Raw genomic sequence first — 17,965 nt, 5'->3', positions numbered from 1 at the left:
ATATTCAACGCTAAAAAACGTTTTTTGAGTTCATATAAAAAAAGTCAAACAAAGATTTGTTTATTGAAAAAATAGTGTAAATTTGCAGACTCAAAATAAAAGTATAAAAACAAAAAGTTATGAGAAGTTTATACCTTTTCTGTAAAAAGAAAAGCTTCAAAGCAACTTATAATTAACAAATAAAAAAGATTTACAAGATGAAAAAAGGAATTCACCCAGAAAATTACAGATTAGTAGCCTTCAAAGACATGTCAAATGAAGAAGTTTTTATCACTAAATCTACTGCAGATACTAAAGAAACAATAACTGTTGATGGTGTTGAATACCCAGTTGTAAAAATGGAGATCTCTAGAACATCTCACCCTTTTTACACAGGTAAATCTAAACTTATCGATACTGCAGGACGTATTGATAAATTTAAAACTAAATACGCTAAACACGTTAAATAATTTTAACTGTTTACAACATACAGAAGCCTCGCAATTAATTGCGGGGTTTTTTATTTGATACCAATTTGGAGCGGTAATTTGCACTAATTGGTTTCTAATACTTTTATTTTTGAAAGAACCTTAATTACCTTAACATCTTAATGGTTTTAAAAAATGCATATTACGATTTACTTGATAAATCCTTAGTTGGCCTTTTATTTTTATAGCTATTTAAAACTTTGTAACTTTGAACCTTCTTAACATCTGAAACGCTACACCATGAATTACATCCTTTTTGACGGACCTTCAAGAAATGCCTTATTGCCTTTTACGTTTACTCGTCCTGTTGCTGATATCTTGATTGGGATCATGACTATTAGGCAAAAATGGGAATTATATTTAGGCTCTACAACCACGACCCTTACAGAGGAATATTTGTCAGAAAAATATCCAATGGTGGAACTTGAAGTCAATGTAATGATTAACGCATCATATCTTCCTAATGCGGTATTAGCAGAGATGGTAAGCAACCTAGAGTCTAATCAAGCTATTTTTAAAGGAGATGAAGTAATCGCTTTTTACACAACAGAGGAGCAAGAAGAAGTAGATTTTGATACTTATGAGATACTTGAGTACACTGAAGATTGTTTGACGGTTCACAATCCTTGGGATATTTTTGCTAAAAATAATGCTGCTATTCGAGAAGATTTTGAATTTTTAACCGAAGACAGGCAGTCACAACCTATTCCAAAGAGTGTAAATGTAATTGCACCCGAGAATATATTTATTGAGGAAGGGGCCAAGTTAGAGTTTGTAACTTTGAACGCTTCAACTGGGCCTATATATATAGGTAAGGATGCAGAAATTATGGAGGGCTCTGTAATAAGAGGTCCATTTGCCTTATGTGATCATGCAAAAGTGAAATTAGCAGCCAAAATATATGGTGCAACCACTATTGGTCCTTATTGTAAAGTAGGTGGCGAAATTAATAATTCAGTTTTATTTGGCTACTCTAATAAAGGTCATGACGGATTTTTAGGAAATTCAGTTCTTGGAGAATGGTGTAATATTGGTGCTGATAGCAATAACTCAAATTTGAAAAACAATTATGAGGAAGTAAAGTTGTGGAGTTATGAAACCGAAGGATTTGTTAAAACGGGACTTCAGTTTTGTGGTTTGATGATGGGCGATCATAGTAAATGTGGTATTAATACGATGTTTAATACAGGAACAGTGATAGGTGTGAGTGCTAATGTTTTTGGAAGTGGTTTTCCACGCAATTTTGTACCAAGTTTTTCATGGGGTGGCGCCGCTGGATTTACAACGTACATCACTAAAAAAGCTTTTGAAACAGCGCGCTTGGTAATGAGTCGCCGAGATATGGAGTTTGACGAGCGTGAAGTGGCTATTTTAGAACATGTTTTTGAGGAAACCAAAAAGTGGAGAAAAGAATAAATACTTTTTGTTTGAAAAATAGAAAGCCATTAAACAACCGCTAATTCACAAATTTTATATTCGTGAATTAGCGGTTTTTAGTTTCGGGCATAATAAATTAATAATTGCTCAATTCCTTATTTAATCTATCTTTGCACCTTCAAAAAAAGAGGTTTTATAAAATATTGATTCCTTTATGCTTTTGAATATTAAACTTTAAACTCAAATAATGATTACAGTAAACGATATTTCGGTGCAATTTGGTGGTACAACGCTTTTTAGTGATGTTTCTTTTGCCATTAATGAAAATGACAAAATCGCCCTTATGGGTAAAAATGGCGCGGGTAAATCTACCTTACTTAAAATTATTGCAGGACAAAGTAAGCCTTCAACAGGAAATATCTCTGCGCCAAAAGATGCAGTAGTAGCTTATTTGCCTCAGCATTTGTTAACAACTGATGGCGCTACTGTTATGGAGGAAGCATCAAAAGCTTTTGGAGAAATTTTTTCAATGAAAGCCGAGATTGATGAAATCAACGAACAGTTGACTATTCGAACGGATTATGAAAGTGATGCGTACATGAAATTAATCGAAAGAGTTTCAGACTTAAGCGAGAAGTTTTACGCTATTGAAGAAGTCAATTACGAAGCCGAAGTAGAGAAAATCTTAACTGGTTTGGGTTTTGAACGTGCTGATTTCAGTCGTCAAACTTCGGAGTTTTCAGGAGGATGGAGAATGCGAATTGAGTTGGCTAAAATTCTTTTGAGAAAACCGGATTTGATTTTACTAGATGAGCCTACCAACCACATGGATATCGAAAGTATTCAATGGTTAGAAGATTTTTTGATTAATTCAGCTAAAGCGGTTGTGGTGATCTCCCACGATAGAGCTTTTGTAGATAATATTACCAATCGTACTATTGAAGTAACAATGGGACGTATTTACGATTATAAAGCAAAGTACACCCATTACCTAGAGCTACGCAAAGATCGTCGTGTTCACCAGCAAAAAGCGTATGATGAGCAACAACGATTTATTGCAGACAATCAAGCTTTTATTGATAGATTTCGTGGTACTTTCTCTAAGACAGATGCAGTTCAATCGCGAGTTAAAATGTTAGAAAAATTAGTTATTGTTGAAGTAGATGAGGTTGATACTTCTGCTTTGCGTTTGAAATTTCCGCCAGCAGCTCGTTCCGGACAATATCCTGTGATTGTAAAAGAAATGTCAAAATCGTATGGCGATCATGTGGTTTTTAAAGATGCTAATCTAGTGATCGAAAGAGGTCAAAAAGTAGCCTTTGTAGGTAAAAATGGTGAAGGTAAATCGACCATGATTAAAGCTATCATGAAAGAGATTGGTATTGATTCTGGAAGTGTAGAAATTGGGCACAACGCACAAATTGGTTATTTTGCCCAAAACCAAGCGGCTTTATTAGATGAAAATGCTACTATTTTTGAAACAATTGACGGCATTGCAGTAGGGGATGTGCGAACTCAAATCAAAAATATCTTAGGTGCGTTCATGTTTCATGGTGACGATGTGACCAAAAAAGTAAAAGTACTTTCTGGTGGTGAGAAAACGCGTTTGGCGATGATTAAATTGTTGCTTGAGCCAGTGAATTTATTAATTCTGGATGAGCCTTCAAATCACTTAGACATGAAAACCAAAGACATTATCAAAGATGCTTTACGTGATTTTGATGGTACTTTAATTTTGGTTTCGCATGATCGTGATTTCCTTGACGGATTGGCGACTAAAGTATTTGAATTTGGAAACAAACGTGTTGTAGAGCACTTTGAAGATATTAGTGGTTTCTTAGTCAATAAGAAAATGGAAAATATGCGTGAAATTGAAAAGTAAAATTTTCGATCTAAAATAGAAAAGCGACTGCAGGAATAATGCAGTCGCTTTTTGTTTATAATCTAATCCCCGGAGGAAGTAGTTCTTTGTATTGCGGAAATTTTTTAAAAAACTGTACAATTCGTGGTAAAATAGGAACTACTTTCCACTTTTGCTCAATGGCATTTTCTAAGATACTTTTTAGAAAATCATTCAAAAAATCTTCATCATTAAATCCTTCTGGTTTGTGAATTTTGGTGAGAAAGATTTTCTTTTCCTGAAAAGAATACTCCACAGCGAGTAAGCCTTGTGGGCTATTGGTTTCAAATTGTCTCGAAAAGGTATTGTCTTTAATTTCCATAAAAATAGGATAGTTACTGCTGCATTGGTACTTCAATCAACAGTATTTTAGCAGTACTATTAATTTTAATGTCAATCGCAGTCGTCGCGGTTATTCCGATAGCATCTCTTGCAGTTAGAATTTGGTTGTTTATTTCAATTTCACCTTCTATTAAAAACAAGTAAACTCCGTTGTTTGTAATATGAATGGGGTAGTTTGCCGTTGTGTTTTCGTCAAAAATACCTAAGTTAAAAAAAGTTTTTTGGTGCACCCAAAGCGCGTTGCCATTGTTATGATCCTTTGGTGAAACTACGTTTACGAAAGTGTTTTTGTGTTCTTCTAGATCAAATGATTTTTGGTCGTAGCGTGGTGTTACTTCTTCTGTATCCGGAAAAACCCATAATTGTAACGTTTTAGCGCGTTCTGTTTTGCTGGCATTCATTTCAGAATGTTCAACTCCGCTACCGGCACTCATTACTTGCACTTCGCCAAAGCGAATAACACCTTCGTTACCCATACTGTCTTTGTGCATCAAGCCACCTTCAAGCGGAATAGTGATGATTTCCATATTGGCGTGACCGTGCGTGCCAAAACCAGCACCCTCTGCTATCGTGTCGTCATTAAGTACACGTAACATTCCAAATTGTACACGCTCTGGATTGAAATAATTTCCAAATGAAAACGAAAAATTAGCCTGAAGCCAGCCAAAATCGGCAGTACCTCTTGTATTTGCTTTATATAGTTGCGAAGTCATAATTTAATATTAATATATGATTGGATGTAGGTGTATTTTCTAAAAAAAAAATTAATTTTAAACAAATTTCGGGATAATAATCCCTAAAGATGTTATAAATAAGTTAAAAGCAATTATGAGTAAAATACATGTCTATTTTATGCCCGGGTTGGCAGCTAGTACAACTATTTTTGAGCGTATAAAATTACCTGAGACAGATTTTGAAATGCATTACTTGGAGTGGGAAATCCCATTTGATAATGAAACCTTGGTAGCATACGCTAAGAGAATAGCAGATAAAATAGTTCATAGAAATCCTGTTTTAATAGGAGTTTCTTTTGGAGGTATTTTAGTTCAGGAGATGGCAAAACATATTGCGGCTAGCAAAGTTATTATTATTTCCAGTGTCAAGAGTAATACTGAATTCCCTCTTCGATTAAAGGTAGCAAAATCTACTAAGGCTTATAAACTAATCCCGATGAACTTGATTTTGAATATTGAAACTTTAGCTAAATTCTCTTTTGGTAAAAAAGTGAATCAAAGGCTCAAGTTGTATGAGAAATTTTTATCGGTAAGGGATATTCGTTATTTAACCTGGGCGGTAGAGCAAGTGGTGCTTTGGGATAGAGTCGCAATCGATGAAAGTGTCATTCACATCCATGGAGATCAAGACGATGTTTTTCCTATAAAAAATATAAAAAAATGTATTGTTGTAAAAGGAGGTACTCACATTATGATTTTAAACAAATACAAATGGTTAAATGAGAAATTACCACTTATAATTACGGATAGTTATGCGTTTTAAAGCATTTTTGTAAAAAAAAGTGTGTTTAAAGTTTTCTTGGAGTTGTGTTGAAGCTTAATTTAGTGTTTGTTGTTCGAATCATATCTTCAAAAAGGGAATAACTCATTGCGAATGCTGCGTCTTTGGAAATTTTTATTTTATTTTGATTTTTAATGCGGTTAATGGCTACCACCTTTTTGTTTTCGTCTATGTAGTAAACGGTTGGTATTCCCAAGGTGTGTTTTAAAGTAGCTACTATTTTAAAATCATTTTGGTAAGCTTCATTAGCGTAGCAAATTTTTATTTTAGAATTAAATTGATTTGCCGTTGTTTTTAAATTTTTCTTTTTGTCCCAAAAGACAATGACAATTTGTAAATCATTAGCATATTTATTTGCTAGTGTATTCAATGCTGGAGCATCTCCTTTGTTGCGCACGCACCAGCTGGCATAAGTGACTAATAAAAAGGGTTTGTTTATTTTATGGAGTATTACTTTTTTAGAATTATATCCTTTTATTGTAAAATCATCAAATCGAGTGCCATTTAATTTGTACTGGACTAAAGAGTCAAATAAACGCTTACCCTCTTTGAAGTCTTTATTTTCAAAAGCAATTGCGCTGGCTAGTCGATAAGGTTTAATATTTCGTTTTACGGCATCGGAAAAATAGACAATACTATCTTGTGCATAGTTGCCTGTGGTAAAGAGGAAAAATAACAGTAAGTATGATTTTCTCCACATATATTTTAATTATTAACTAAAAGTATGTTAATAATTTTATTAATGTTAAAAAAAATCGTTCAATTGTCAAAAAAATCGACAAACTGTTATGTGTATAAAAAAACCACTTACAATTGTAAGTGGTTCATAGTTAATTTATTAAAAAAAAAGAGTTACATCTTTTTCATTTGCTCTTTCATCATTACAATTTGCTCTTTCAGCATGTTTTGTTTGTCTAATTTTTTAGCTTCGTTCAATAATGTGGTTGCTTCCAGTTTACGACGTCTCGTCATGGCTACTCCAGCCAGATTCAATTTGGCTACAGCCAAATCCATATCCATAGATAAACCAAGTTCAATTGCTTTTTTGAAATATTTCTCAGCTTGATTGATGTTGGTTTGAGAAAGCATAATTCCGTGTAGGTAATTGAAATATCCTTGTTGTTTTTGTACCAATGCTGTTTCTGGATTTTTAATGTATGCTAACCATTTTTTCGCACCTTCAAAGTCTTGTTTTCTTAATTTTAGGAATGCTAAAAGGATAAATTCATTTTTAAAGTATAAAAATACGGGGATAACACTGATTAGTAAAAGAAAAATTCCGTTACCAATATTACTCTCTGTAAATTGCCAAATGCCAGTAACTATGATAAGTCCGGCAATAATAAGTTTGATATTTCTGTGAAACATAGTATGTTTAATTTAAGATTACAAATATAGTAAAATGAATTGAAAATAATTTTGCAAAACTACTTGTGAGGAAAAAAAGTCTTTGTATATTTGCACTCGGTTTTCGAATAAACAATTATTCAAATTAGTAGACATATAAATAAGATTTTAAAGATACAAAGCAATGAGCAAAAGAACATTTCAACCATCGAAAAGAAAAAGAAGAAATAAGCACGGATTTATGGACAGAATGGCTTCTGCTAATGGAAGAAAGGTTCTTGCGCGTAGAAGAGCTAAAGGAAGACATAAATTGACTGTTTCTAGTGAACCAAGACACAAAAAATAATGTTTTTATAAACATAATTAAGGCGTTACTTTTTTTAGTATCGCCTTTTTTTATACCTATTCGTTAAAAAAGAACAGGTTATTTTACGGTTAAGTGTCTATTTTTGATACTTTTAATAATTATAAACAACAACTACTCAACACTACATAAAATGCCAAAAGATACATCTATAAAATCCGTTTTGATAATAGGTTCTGGCCCTATTGTTATTGGTCAAGCTTGTGAATTTGATTATGCAGGCTCACAATCGGCACGTTCTATTCGTGAAGAAGGAATTGAGGTCATCTTAATCAATTCTAACCCGGCTACCATTATGACTGATCCCTCAATGGCTGATCATGTTTATTTGAAGCCATTGACCACAAAGTCAATCATTGAAATTTTAAAAGCACATCCTCAAATTGATGCAGTTTTACCAACGATGGGTGGGCAAACGGCCTTGAATTTATGTCTAGAAGCTGAAGAAAAGGGAATTTGGAAAGATTTTGATGTGAAATTAATTGGTGTAGATGTTAATGCCATTAATATTACTGAGGATAGAGAGCAGTTCAAACAATTGCTTAAAAAAATAAATGTACCATCGGCACCTGCTGAAATATGTACTTCTTACTTAAGAGGAAAAGAAATTGCACAGGAATTTGGTTTTCCATTGGTGATTCGTCCATCGTTTACATTAGGAGGGACAGGAGCAGCAATTGTATACAAAAAAGAAGATTTTGATGAACTTTTAACTAGAGGTTTAGAAGCTTCTCCTATACACGAAGTTTTGATTGACAAAGCTTTGATGGGTTGGAAAGAATATGAATTGGAACTTTTGAGAGACAAAAATGATAATGTCGTTATCATTTGTTCTATCGAAAATATGGACCCGATGGGGATTCACACCGGAGATTCCATTACAGTTGCGCCAGCGATGACTTTATCTGATACAACGTTTCAAAAAATGCGTGATTATGCTATTTTGATGATGCGTAGCATAGGGAACTTTGCGGGTGGATGTAACGTACAATTTGCTGTTTCGCCAGATGAAAAAGAGGATATTGTAGCTATCGAGATCAATCCTCGTGTGTCTCGTTCTTCTGCTTTGGCATCAAAAGCAACAGGATATCCTATTGCAAAAATCGCCTCTAAACTGGCTCTGGGTTACAATCTAGATGAATTGCAAAATCAAATTACAAAATCTACTTCGGCTTTGTTTGAGCCAACTTTGGATTATGTAATTGTAAAAATACCACGTTGGAACTTTGATAAGTTTGAAGGAGCTGATAGAACATTAGGACTTCAAATGAAATCTGTAGGTGAGGTGATGGGAATTGGGCGTTCGTTTCAAGAAGCGCTTCATAAGGCCACTCAATCATTGGAAATAAAAAGAAATGGTTTAGGAGCTGACGGAAAAGGATACACCAACTATGAACAAATTATTGAGAAACTAACTTTTGCAAGTTGGGATCGTGTGTTTGTGATTTATGATGCTATTGCCATGGGGATTCCTTTGAGCCGCATTCATGAAATCACAAAAATAGACATGTGGTTCTTAAAGCAATATGAAGAACTTTATACTTTAGAAAAAGAAATTTCAAACTATAAAGTTGAAACTTTGCCAAGAGAATTATTGCTTGAAGCCAAACAAAAAGGGTTTGCTGATAGACAAATTGCGCACATGATGGGTTGTTTAGAAAGCCAAGTGCATTCACTGCGAACTACGATGAATATCAACCGTGTATTTAAACTGGTAGATACTTGTGCTGCTGAGTTCAAAGCAAAAACACCGTATTACTATTCTACTTTTGAAGCTGAAATTGAAAAAGCTGACGGAACACGTTATGTGGATAATGAAAGTATTGTTACCGATAAAAAGAAAATTATTGTTTTGGGCTCAGGGCCAAATCGAATTGGGCAAGGTATAGAATTTGATTACTCTTGCGTGCACGGAGTACTTGCTGCCAAAGAGTGTGGTTACGAAACCATTATGATCAACTGTAATCCCGAAACGGTTTCGACGGATTTTGATACAGCTGATAAATTGTATTTTGAACCTGTTTTTTGGGAGCATATTTATGATATCATTCAACACGAAAAACCAGAAGGAGTTATTGTTCAGCTAGGGGGTCAAACGGCTTTGAAATTAGCTGAAAAATTATCTAAGTACGGAATCAAAATCATAGGAACTAGTTTTGATGCACTGGATTTAGCCGAAGATAGAGGGCGTTTTTCTGAACTTTTAACAGAATTAGCTATTCCGTTCCCACAGTTTGGTATTGCAGAAACTGCTGATGAAGCATCGGCATTGGCAGACCAACTGGATTTTCCATTATTGATTCGTCCTTCTTATGTTTTAGGAGGGCAAGGAATGAAAATTGTGATCAACAAGCAAGAACTAGAGGAACACGTAATTAATTTATTGAAAACCATTCCAGGTAATAAATTACTTTTAGATCATTACTTAGATGGTGCTATTGAAGCTGAAGCTGATGCTATTTGCGACGGTGAAAATGTATACATCATAGGAATTATGGAACATATTGAGCCTTGCGGTGTACACTCAGGCGACAGTAATGCTACTTTGCCGCCATTCAACTTAGGTGAATTTGTGATGCAACAAATAAAAGATCATACTCAAAAAATTGCATTGGCACTTAAAACAGTTGGATTAATCAACATTCAGTTTGCGATAAAAAATGATATTGTATACATTATAGAAGCTAACCCAAGAGCCTCTCGTACTGTGCCGTTTATTGCAAAAGCCTATGGAGAACCGTATGTGAACTATGCAACAAAAGTGATGTTAGGCCACAATAAAGTAACTGATTTTGATTTTAATCCTCAGTTGAAAGGATTTGCCATTAAGCAGCCCGTGTTTTCTTTTAGTAAGTTCCACAATGTGAACAAAGCTTTAGGACCAGAAATGAAATCAACTGGGGAAAGCATTTTATTTATTGATGACTTGAAAGACGATCAGTTTTATGAATTGTACTCTAGAAGAAAAATGTATTTAAGTAAATAAAACTCTAAATATTTTTATTGAAAAAGCCCCAAATGGGGCTTTTTTTGTGGGACTGTGTTTTTGGATTAAGCAATATTTCCCAAATCTTTTGGAAAAGGGCGATAGGCATAATAGTGTAGGACCTCTTCAATGGCTGTGCTTAATGCTTTATTGATAGGCATCATAGTAGTTCCTAGGCGTGCATCAATCTGGGAAAGTTGCATGTAATAGTCTGTAAAAACAGGAATGTAAAGCCCTTTACTTATAGCTTCTTCAGTAGTTTTGTAGTGCGCGTTTTGTCCTTCTTTTATGATTTTGCAAGTCGCTAATCGTAGCTGACCGTATTTGTCTCTTGTGGCTGCATACCCAAAAAGCCTACAAATCAAACCGCGGTATCGGTAATTGTTGCAACGACCCATAGATCGATCTACCAATGTTAAAGGTTGATACAAGTAACAAAAAGTACTAGATTTATGTTGTAAAGTCTCCAGCGTTTTTTCGGCTTCTCCATTCAGAAATAAATGCAGTGCCCAAGGCAAAAACTCTAATGGCGACGCTTCTATTTCAGGAGTACTGCAACATGCGCCGCAACCGCTACAACAGTTTAATTGTGATTGAGCCTGAAAGACTACAATTTCCTTTTCAAGACGGTCAAATAATGCTTCTACCAATTGAACTTTGTGCGCTATAGCCATGAGTTTCTTGGTAAGGTAGGCTATTAAAAACCAGTAGAGTCACAATTGGGATTTACTTGTGAGTTGTGATGTAATGGGTGTGCTTTACTAATTTTTGTTTAGCTTGCTGTTTATTTTTTTGGTAAGCCTAGCAAAGTTTTACAGGTTGCGCATTTTTTAATTTTTAGAGTTTGATTCTAATTTTTTTAGTAGGTCTGATTTTACATAAACTTTACCTTCAATGATTGTGATTGCAACTGTTTTTATGTTTGTAATATCTTGTAATGGATTTTTATCTAGAATTATTAAATCAGCAGATTTGCCTAGTTCTATTGTTCCCCAATTTTTGGTTTCACCAAAGAAGGATGCAGGCGTTGAAGTGGCCGATTTTAAAATAGTAAAAGTATCAATTCCAGCATTTGACCAGTTTACCATTTCTTCGTACATATTAAATCCGTTCATTTGAAAGGTCCCTGCTGGGTCACTACCTAGTAACAAAAGACATTTGTTATCATTGAGTTGTTTTAGAATTTTTTGTTTGTATTGAAATTGAGGTTTGTATTTTTCTGCAGCTTGTATGATTTGGTCATTCCCTTTTGCAGTTACGTAATCGTTTAATTCTTTTTCCCATTTTTCGAGATACGTTTTAGGAGCATTAAAATAAACTAGTCTATTTTTATAGTCATTCGGATAACTTAGTTTTACTGACATAATATCCCAATCTAGGGTAGGGCAGTTGTAAACGCTATATTTTTTGGTTAATAGAATTGCATTTGCAAGAGTATTTTGGTTATTAATTTTTTCGTAGCCAGCAAGATGTTCAATGCTTTTGTAGCCGGATTGCAGTACTTTTTCAAGTGCAACATCCTTAGGATAGTGTCCACAAACGATAACAGAATTTCTATTGGCCGATTTCATCAAGTTGTCAAAAACTTCTTCATTAGCTATGCTAAAAACTTTTATAAAATTAAGATTATTCTTTTTTATTGCAACCATCAAACTGTCAAATTGCGGTTCTGTATATTTATCCTCACGGGATATAATATGACTGTAATGTATTTTAGGATTTACAATCTTTGAATTGGTTTCAATTTTATTTTTTAGCAGGAGTTGTGGTGTTTTAGTATTCATAATCCTAATGTGAGTTACTCCTGCGGCAATATTTTCCAAAAGATAATTCTCTACATCTTTTTCTGCAGGGACATGGCTGTGCATTTCAGCTAATCCTGGCATCAAGAACTTGTTGTAACCCTCAATTATTTCAAGGTTTGATTTTTTTGAAAGTTTTTTGAAATCATCAATCTTTACAATTTTGCCATTTTCAATTAAAACGCTTTTTCTTTCAGTAACATTTGGACTGGTCATTGTTATTATATTAATGTCTTTTATGATCAATCCTTTGGATTCTTGCGCCATTCCATTAATACTCCATAAAACAGCAAAGATGGATAGTATTTTTAGTTTCATTTTTGATTTAATTCTTTTTATTTGTTCGGAATTCACGTTGTCGATACGTTCAGTTGAATAGTTTAAGAACTTATCTTTATAGACCAAAACAAAAATTCCCAAAGATAATTTGGGAATTTTATCTCATATTTCATTATTTCTTCTTTAATTCCTGCTTGAAAAAATCAATGGTTCTGGTCCAAGATAAAGTAGCAGCTTTTTCATCGTACCTTGGAGTAGTATTGTTGTGAAAACCATGGTTAACACCATCGTAAAAATAGGCTACATGTTGTACATTGTTCTTTTTTAAGATGGTTTCATAAGCAGGCCAACCTTCGTTCACACGGGTATCTAAGCCAGCGTATTGGGCTAGGATAGGAGTTTTAATCATTTCGGCTTCAGCAGCTGTGGGTTGCCCTCCATAATAAGGTACTGCGGCACCAAGTTCTGGTATTTTTACGGCCATCATATTCGCAATCCAACCTCCAAAACAAAAACCAACAACTCCTATATGTCCGTTGCAATCTTTGTGCGATTTTAAAAAATGGTAAGCAGCAATAAAATCTTCAAGCATTTCCTCTCGCGTACGTTTCTTTTGAAGTTCGCGTCCTGCATCATCAGTACCAGGATAACCACCTAATGGAGATAAAGCATCTGGCGCTAGCGTAATAAATCCGTCAACTGCTCCTCTACGGCCTACATCTTCAATGTAAGGATTAAGTCCTCGGTTTTCATGTACTACAATAATTCCGGGTAATTTCTTTTTTGTTCCTGTAGGTTGAGATAAAAGTCCTTTTATTGGTCCGCCACCTTTATCTGAGTTGTAAGTAATAAATCCCGATTTTATTCTGGGGTCTTCGGGTTGTATCAAAATTGAATCCACATAATTAGGCGACATGAAACTCAATAATGATGGAAGCGTTAAGGTACCAACAGCAAAGAAGGATAGTTTTTCTACACATCCGCGACGGTCAATTTTGTTGTGTGCGTAATCGTCATCCAAGTCAAATATTTCTTGACTAATATCGTCTTTGGTTATTTTTGTCATAGTTTTTTAGTTTGCACTAATGTATAAAAAAAGCGGTATAGAATTACCGTTGTAAATCTTAGTGGATTAATTGATAAAAAATGTTTTTACACGCTACAGCTACTTACTTATTTTTAATATTTCTATTTTTGGTGTTTCAATAACATATTCAAGGAAATTCTTCAAGAGGTTTTCTTGTCTATTTTTAGACCACAAGCTATGAAATTAAAGGGTGAAGCACAACAAAATACTGGTTTTGGTACGAATGCTAATAATTACGGAGGTCGTTTTATTAATAAAGATGGAACTGCAAATGTGGTAAAAAGCGGAATGTTTTTCTGGAGCCGAATCAGCTGGTACCACACCATGATTGATATGCCACGTTGGCGGTTTCTTTCCATACTTTTGTTATTCTATATTGGAATAAATCTTGTTTTTGCACTTTTATATTATGCAATTGGTATCGAACACTTAAACGGTATTGATGTTGCAGGATCTGATTGGGGAAAATTTGGTCAAGCTTATTTTTTTAGTGCTCAAACCTTTACCACTGTAGGGTATGGTCATATTAGTCCTGTGGGTTTTTTGAGTAGTTTATTAGCTGCAGCCGAGGCATTAATTGGTTTGCTAAGTTTTGCTATTGCTACAGGTTTGTTTTTTGGACGTTTTAGTAAACCAACTGCTTTTTTGAAATTTTCGCACAATGCTCTTATTGCACCTTATCGCGATGGCACAGCTTTGATGATTAGGGTAACGCCTTTTAAAAATACAAACCTTACTGATGCGCAGGCTAAGATGACACTTGGTATAAGTATTCATGAAAATGGTGTTCTTACTAATAAATTCTTTGCGCTTGACTTAGAATTAGAGAAAATAAATGTACTAACTTTAAGTTGGACCATTGTGCATCCAATCACGGAGAGCAGCCCCTTATTTCAATATGTAAAAGAAGATTTTCAAGAAATTAATGGAGAACTTATTGTAATGGTTACCGCATTTGATGATATGTTTAGTAACACTGTTGCAATTCGAACCTCGTACACTTTTGATGAGGTAATATATGGGGCTAAATTTGAACCTATGTATACTAGAAATGAAGATAATTCTAAGACAATTCTTCATTTAGACCTTTTGAATGCAGTAAAGCACGTAAGTTTAAAGTAAATACGACTGTTTTTGCTTGTTTTGATCTATTTAGTGCCGTTTATAATAAAATTTATTTTACATTTGTTCAATAAATATTGAAAAACGATGAACAATGTAAAAAATGTATTCAGTATCAAAGATCTTGAAAACCTTTCGGGGATAAAAGCTCACACGATACGAATTTGGGAGAAACGTTACGATATTCTTCAGCCCATGCGTACAGATACTAACATTCGTTTGTATGATTTGGCTAGTTTACAAAAACTTTTAAATATAACCTTGCTCCATGATTATGGGTACAAGATATCAAAAATTGCAACCTATCCTCAGGAAAAAATCCCGTCGCTTGTACGTGAAATAATTTCTAGCAAAACTGCGAAAAGCCACGCCATCAGCGAGTTTAAGATGGCCATGATGAACTTTGATCAAGAGTTGTTTTTTAATACATATAATTGGTTAATTGCTGAAAAATCGTTCAAGGAGATTTTCCATCAGGTTTTTATTCCATTGATGAATGAATTAGGACTTTTATGGCAATCAGATACCATTACACCTGCTCACGAGCATTTTATTAGTTATTTAATTAAACAAAAATTGCTAATTAATACAGAGAAACTTCAAGTTTTGAAGCAAACCAAGAACGATAAAGTTTTTGTTTTGTCTTTGCCTATGAACGAGATTCATGAGCTAGGTTTGATGTATTTAAACTATGAAGTACTATTGCACGGGTACAAGACGATTTATCTTGGCGAAAGTATGCCTATTGAAAACCTTAAAGATTTGAAAAAACACTTTAACTCGATAGTATACGTGTCTTACATGACGGTGCAGCCGGAACGAGATATTCTGGATAATTATATCCAGAAAATGTCAGAAGAATTGTTAGATGACTCCACAGAATTATGGTATATTGGTAGAATGGTTGAGTTTATAAAAAAGGACGAACTTCCAGAACAAATAACAATTTTTAATTCTATTTCAGAATTAGTTGATTGGATTTAATATTTTGTTCAAACAATTATTATATTTGCTAGACAAATGAAAGATATAAAAAAAATAACAATAATAGGATCAGGTTTCTCGGCTTTGGCTGCATCTTCCTATTTAGCACAAAGTGGTCATAATGTTACCGTTTATGAAAAAAATGATTCATTAGGGGGTAGAGCCAGACAACTTAAAATAGACGGTTTTACATTTGACATGGGGCCAAGTTGGTACTGGATGCCTGATGTATTTGAGCGATTTTTTGCTGATTTTGGCAAAAAAACTACTGATTATTATGAGTTAATAAAACTAGCACCAGCATATAGGGTATACTACGGAATCAATGATTTCATTACTATTGCTGATAATTTAGATGAAATTGTTGCCACTTTTGATTCCATCGAAAAGGGAAGCGGAGAACAGTTGCAGAAATTTATGGCTCGCGCCAAAAGCAACTATGATATCGCTATTAAAGATTTAGTATATCGTCCAGGAGTTTCTGCTCTAGAGTTAATCACTACCGAAACGGCATTAAAAGTAGGTGAATTTTTTAGTAACATAAGTAGAGATGTACGCAAGAAATTTAAAAACGAAAGGCTAATCCAGATTTTAGAGTTTCCTGTTTTATTCCTCGGTGCAAAACCATCAGATACGCCTTCTTTTTACAGTTTTATGAATTTTGCTGATTTCGGATTGGGAACTTGGCACCCAAAAACTGGAATGTTTGATGTGGTGAGAGCCATGGTAAATCTTGCAAAAGAACAAGGAGTACAATTTGTAACCAATGCGGGAGTTGACAAAATAATAGTTGAAAACGGAACCGCAGTTGCACTTCAAATAAACGGAGAGCGCATAGCATCTGATTTAATTTTGAGTGGTGCTGATTACCACCACACAGAGACATTATTAGATCAAAAATACCGAGGGTATTCAGAAAAATATTGGGACAGTAGAGTTTTTGCCCCATCATCATTATTATTTTATGTAGGCTTTAACAAAAAATTAGATAACATATCGCATCATGCTTTATTTTTTGATGTTGATTTTTATCAGCATGCCAAGGATATTTATGATGAACCTCAATGGCCTAAAGAGCCTTTGTTTTATGCAAATTTCCCATCGGTAACAGATCAGACTGCTGCGCCTGAAGGTATGGAATCTGGATTTTTTCTTGTACCTTTAGCACCAGGGATAAATGATACTGAAGCTTTAAGAGAGGAATATTTTGAAATAATTATCAAGCGTTTTGAAACTTTAACACAGCAAAATGTTAGAGAAAGTATTATTTTTAAAGAGTCTTTTTGTAAAAATGATTTTGTTTCAGAGTATAATTCATATAAAGGTAATGCCTATGGAATGGCAAATACACTCTTGCAAACAGCGTTTTTGAGACCAAAGTTAAAAAGTAAAAAGGTTAAAAATTTATATTTTACAGGCCAGTTGACCGTTCCTGGACCAGGTGTTCCGCCCGCATTAATTTCTGGAAAATTAGTGTCGGAATTAATTAATAAGCAATTTTCAGATCAATAGTATGAAGCAATTATTTGACGATGTATCTTTCAAATGTAGCAAGTTAGTTACCAAAAATTATAGCACCTCGTTCTCACTAGCGGTGTACATGTTGTCACCAAGCATTAGGGACGCCATTTATAGCATTTATGGTTTTGTGCGTTTTGCAGATGAAATTGTAGATACCTTTCATGGTTTTGACAAGGAAAGTTTAATCACAGAGTTTGAAGACGAATACTATAAAGCCTTTGATCGGGGTATAAGTCTGAATCCCATCTTGAATTCATTTCAACAAACCGTAAAGCAATATAATATTACTGACGATTTAATTCAGGCCTTTTTACGTAGCATGAAATTGGACTTAATCAAATCTGATTATGATAGTAAAGAAGAATATGATGCTTACATATACGGATCAGCAGATGTAGTAGGCCTCATGTGCCTCAAAGTGTTTGTAGCCGGAGATAACGAGCGTTATGATCAACTCAAGGATGAAGCCATGCGATTAGGATCGGCTTTCCAAAAAGTGAATTTCTTACGGGACTTAAAAGATGATAATTTGGTATTGAACCGAAATTATTTTCCAGGAGTAGACCTAAATTCATTTGACGAAAAGGCAAAAACAGCCATCATTACTGAAATTGAAGAAGATTTCAGAGTGGCTTACGAAGGGATTGTGAAATTGCCAATCGAAGCTAAGTTTGGTGTTTACACCGCATTTGTTTACTACAAAAAATTATTAAAAAAACTTGAAAATACGCCGTATCACGAAATTGGTAGCGCTCGTATTAGGGTTTCTAACTACACCAAAGCAGGTTTACTAGCCAAATCTTTTGTGTCTTATAAATTAAAACTAGTATAATTTTCAGCATTAATAAAAAATTGTTACACTTAAATACATA

17 protein-coding genes are annotated in these 17,965 nt (G+C 34.2%); 10 read left to right on the top strand and 7 right to left on the bottom strand.

The genetic code is table 11. The features are described from left to right. The first annotated feature begins 197 nt into the window (after positions 1-197). From FJV36_RS03710 to FJV36_RS03700, 3 genes are all read left to right on the top strand, one after another. Positions 198-449, top strand: a complete 252-nt coding sequence (locus FJV36_RS03710; protein ID WP_086455156.1) for a type B 50S ribosomal protein L31 — start codon at positions 198-200, stop codon at positions 447-449. A gap of 258 nt (positions 450-707) precedes the next feature. Beyond that, the gene (locus FJV36_RS03705) at positions 708-1,883 is read left to right on the top strand and encodes a GlmU family protein (RefSeq protein ID WP_158729365.1); all 1,176 of its coding nucleotides are present in this window, start codon (positions 708-710) and stop codon (positions 1,881-1,883) included. Between the two features lie 208 nt (positions 1,884-2,091). Then, a complete protein-coding gene (locus tag FJV36_RS03700) occupies positions 2,092-3,726 on the top strand; it encodes an ABC-F family ATP-binding cassette domain-containing protein (protein ID WP_158729364.1) in 1,635 nt (544 codons plus the stop codon). A gap of 55 nt (positions 3,727-3,781) precedes the next feature. On the opposite strand, the gene FJV36_RS03695 is transcribed toward FJV36_RS03700, so the two are convergent. Both FJV36_RS03695 and FJV36_RS03690 read right to left on the bottom strand, forming a co-directional pair. Beyond that, a complete protein-coding gene (locus FJV36_RS03695) occupies positions 3,782-4,066 on the bottom strand; it encodes a GNAT family N-acetyltransferase (RefSeq protein ID WP_158729363.1) in 285 nt (94 codons plus the stop codon). 13 nt (positions 4,067-4,079) lie between these two features. After that, positions 4,080-4,799: a pirin family protein gene (locus FJV36_RS03690; RefSeq protein ID WP_158729362.1), complete on the bottom strand. Its 720-nt coding sequence runs from the start codon at positions 4,797-4,799 to the stop codon at positions 4,080-4,082. 115 nt (positions 4,800-4,914) lie between these two features. On the opposite strand from FJV36_RS03690, the gene FJV36_RS03685 reads away from it, so the two are divergent. Continuing rightward, entirely contained in the window at positions 4,915-5,583 is a 669-nt protein-coding gene (locus FJV36_RS03685) for an alpha/beta hydrolase (protein ID WP_158729361.1), read from the top strand. Positions 5,584-5,608: 25 nt separating this feature from the next. Here FJV36_RS03685 and FJV36_RS03680 read toward each other — a convergent pair whose 3' ends face one another. Together FJV36_RS03680 and FJV36_RS03675 are read right to left on the bottom strand one after the other, a co-directional pair. Next, a complete protein-coding gene (locus FJV36_RS03680; protein ID WP_158729360.1) occupies positions 5,609-6,301 on the bottom strand; it encodes a thioredoxin family protein in 693 nt (230 codons plus the stop codon). Positions 6,302-6,453: 152 nt separating this feature from the next. Beyond that, complete coding sequence (locus FJV36_RS03675; protein WP_158729359.1) at positions 6,454-6,969, bottom strand: DUF2892 domain-containing protein; 516 nt, start codon at positions 6,967-6,969, stop codon at positions 6,454-6,456. 163 nt (positions 6,970-7,132) lie between these two features. On the opposite strand from FJV36_RS03675, the gene rpmH reads away from it, so the two are divergent. Both rpmH and carB read left to right on the top strand, forming a co-directional pair. Next, positions 7,133-7,294 carry a 50S ribosomal protein L34 gene (gene rpmH, locus FJV36_RS03670; RefSeq protein WP_008464848.1) on the top strand — a complete coding sequence of 54 codons (162 nt, stop codon included), beginning with the start codon at positions 7,133-7,135 and terminating at the stop codon, positions 7,292-7,294. A 151-nt stretch (positions 7,295-7,445) separates the two neighbouring features. Beyond that, positions 7,446-10,298: a carbamoyl-phosphate synthase large subunit gene (carB, locus tag FJV36_RS03665; protein WP_158729358.1), complete on the top strand. Its 2,853-nt coding sequence runs from the start codon at positions 7,446-7,448 to the stop codon at positions 10,296-10,298. A 65-nt stretch (positions 10,299-10,363) separates the two neighbouring features. Here carB and FJV36_RS03660 read toward each other — a convergent pair whose 3' ends face one another. The 3 genes from FJV36_RS03660 to FJV36_RS03650 form a co-directional block, all read right to left on the bottom strand. Further along, positions 10,364-10,972, bottom strand: a complete 609-nt coding sequence (locus tag FJV36_RS03660; protein WP_158729357.1) for a YkgJ family cysteine cluster protein — start codon at positions 10,970-10,972, stop codon at positions 10,364-10,366. A 156-nt stretch (positions 10,973-11,128) separates the two neighbouring features. Continuing rightward, a complete protein-coding gene (locus FJV36_RS03655) occupies positions 11,129-12,418 on the bottom strand; it encodes an amidohydrolase family protein (protein ID WP_158729356.1) in 1,290 nt (429 codons plus the stop codon). 133 nt (positions 12,419-12,551) lie between these two features. Beyond that, the gene (locus tag FJV36_RS03650) at positions 12,552-13,445 is read right to left on the bottom strand and encodes a dienelactone hydrolase family protein (RefSeq protein ID WP_158729355.1); all 894 of its coding nucleotides are present in this window, start codon (positions 13,443-13,445) and stop codon (positions 12,552-12,554) included. A gap of 198 nt (positions 13,446-13,643) precedes the next feature. On the opposite strand from FJV36_RS03650, the gene FJV36_RS03645 reads away from it, so the two are divergent. The 4 genes from FJV36_RS03645 (at position 13,644) to FJV36_RS03630 (ending at position 17,925) form a co-directional block, all read left to right on the top strand. Beyond that, positions 13,644-14,588: an ion channel gene (locus FJV36_RS03645; RefSeq protein ID WP_158729354.1), complete on the top strand. Its 945-nt coding sequence runs from the start codon at positions 13,644-13,646 to the stop codon at positions 14,586-14,588. Between the two features lie 87 nt (positions 14,589-14,675). Continuing rightward, positions 14,676-15,572 carry a MerR family transcriptional regulator gene (locus FJV36_RS03640; protein ID WP_158729353.1) on the top strand — a complete coding sequence of 299 codons (897 nt, stop codon included), beginning with the start codon at positions 14,676-14,678 and terminating at the stop codon, positions 15,570-15,572. 36 nt (positions 15,573-15,608) lie between these two features. Further along, entirely contained in the window at positions 15,609-17,084 is a 1,476-nt protein-coding gene (locus FJV36_RS03635; protein ID WP_158729352.1) for an NAD(P)/FAD-dependent oxidoreductase, read from the top strand. A gap of 1 nt (position 17,085) precedes the next feature. Next, complete coding sequence (locus FJV36_RS03630) at positions 17,086-17,925, top strand: phytoene/squalene synthase family protein (protein ID WP_158729351.1); 840 nt, start codon at positions 17,086-17,088, stop codon at positions 17,923-17,925. The last annotated feature ends 40 nt before the right edge of the window (positions 17,926-17,965 follow it).

The sequence above is a fragment of the Flavobacterium sp. I-STPP5a genome, assembly GCF_009764685.1.
Lineage (GTDB): Bacteria > Bacteroidota > Bacteroidia > Flavobacteriales > Flavobacteriaceae > Flavobacterium.
The sequence above is the reverse complement of the archived record's forward strand: the minus strand, read 5'-3'. Positions and strand labels throughout refer to the sequence as shown.

Coding starts and splice junctions, on each gene's coding strand:
- FJV36_RS03710 (WP_086455156.1), top strand. CDS start 198: ATGAAAAAAGGAATTCACCCAGAAAATTACAGATTAGTAGCCTTCAAA.
- FJV36_RS03705 (WP_158729365.1), top strand. CDS start 708: ATGAATTACATCCTTTTTGACGGACCTTCAAGAAATGCCTTATTGCCT.
- FJV36_RS03700 (WP_158729364.1), top strand. CDS start 2,092: ATGATTACAGTAAACGATATTTCGGTGCAATTTGGTGGTACAACGCTT.
- FJV36_RS03695 (WP_158729363.1), bottom strand. CDS start 4,066: ATGGAAATTAAAGACAATACCTTTTCGAGACAATTTGAAACCAATAGC.
- FJV36_RS03690 (WP_158729362.1), bottom strand. CDS start 4,799: ATGACTTCGCAACTATATAAAGCAAATACAAGAGGTACTGCCGATTTT.
- FJV36_RS03685 (WP_158729361.1), top strand. CDS start 4,915: ATGAGTAAAATACATGTCTATTTTATGCCCGGGTTGGCAGCTAGTACA.
- FJV36_RS03680 (WP_158729360.1), bottom strand. CDS start 6,301: ATGTGGAGAAAATCATACTTACTGTTATTTTTCCTCTTTACCACAGGC.
- FJV36_RS03675 (WP_158729359.1), bottom strand. CDS start 6,969: ATGTTTCACAGAAATATCAAACTTATTATTGCCGGACTTATCATAGTT.
- rpmH (WP_008464848.1), top strand. CDS start 7,133: ATGAGCAAAAGAACATTTCAACCATCGAAAAGAAAAAGAAGAAATAAG.
- carB (WP_158729358.1), top strand. CDS start 7,446: ATGCCAAAAGATACATCTATAAAATCCGTTTTGATAATAGGTTCTGGC.
- FJV36_RS03660 (WP_158729357.1), bottom strand. CDS start 10,972: ATGGCTATAGCGCACAAAGTTCAATTGGTAGAAGCATTATTTGACCGT.
- FJV36_RS03655 (WP_158729356.1), bottom strand. CDS start 12,418: ATGAAACTAAAAATACTATCCATCTTTGCTGTTTTATGGAGTATTAAT.
- FJV36_RS03650 (WP_158729355.1), bottom strand. CDS start 13,445: ATGACAAAAATAACCAAAGACGATATTAGTCAAGAAATATTTGACTTG.
- FJV36_RS03645 (WP_158729354.1), top strand. CDS start 13,644: ATGAAATTAAAGGGTGAAGCACAACAAAATACTGGTTTTGGTACGAAT.
- FJV36_RS03640 (WP_158729353.1), top strand. CDS start 14,676: ATGAACAATGTAAAAAATGTATTCAGTATCAAAGATCTTGAAAACCTT.
- FJV36_RS03635 (WP_158729352.1), top strand. CDS start 15,609: ATGAAAGATATAAAAAAAATAACAATAATAGGATCAGGTTTCTCGGCT.
- FJV36_RS03630 (WP_158729351.1), top strand. CDS start 17,086: ATGAAGCAATTATTTGACGATGTATCTTTCAAATGTAGCAAGTTAGTT.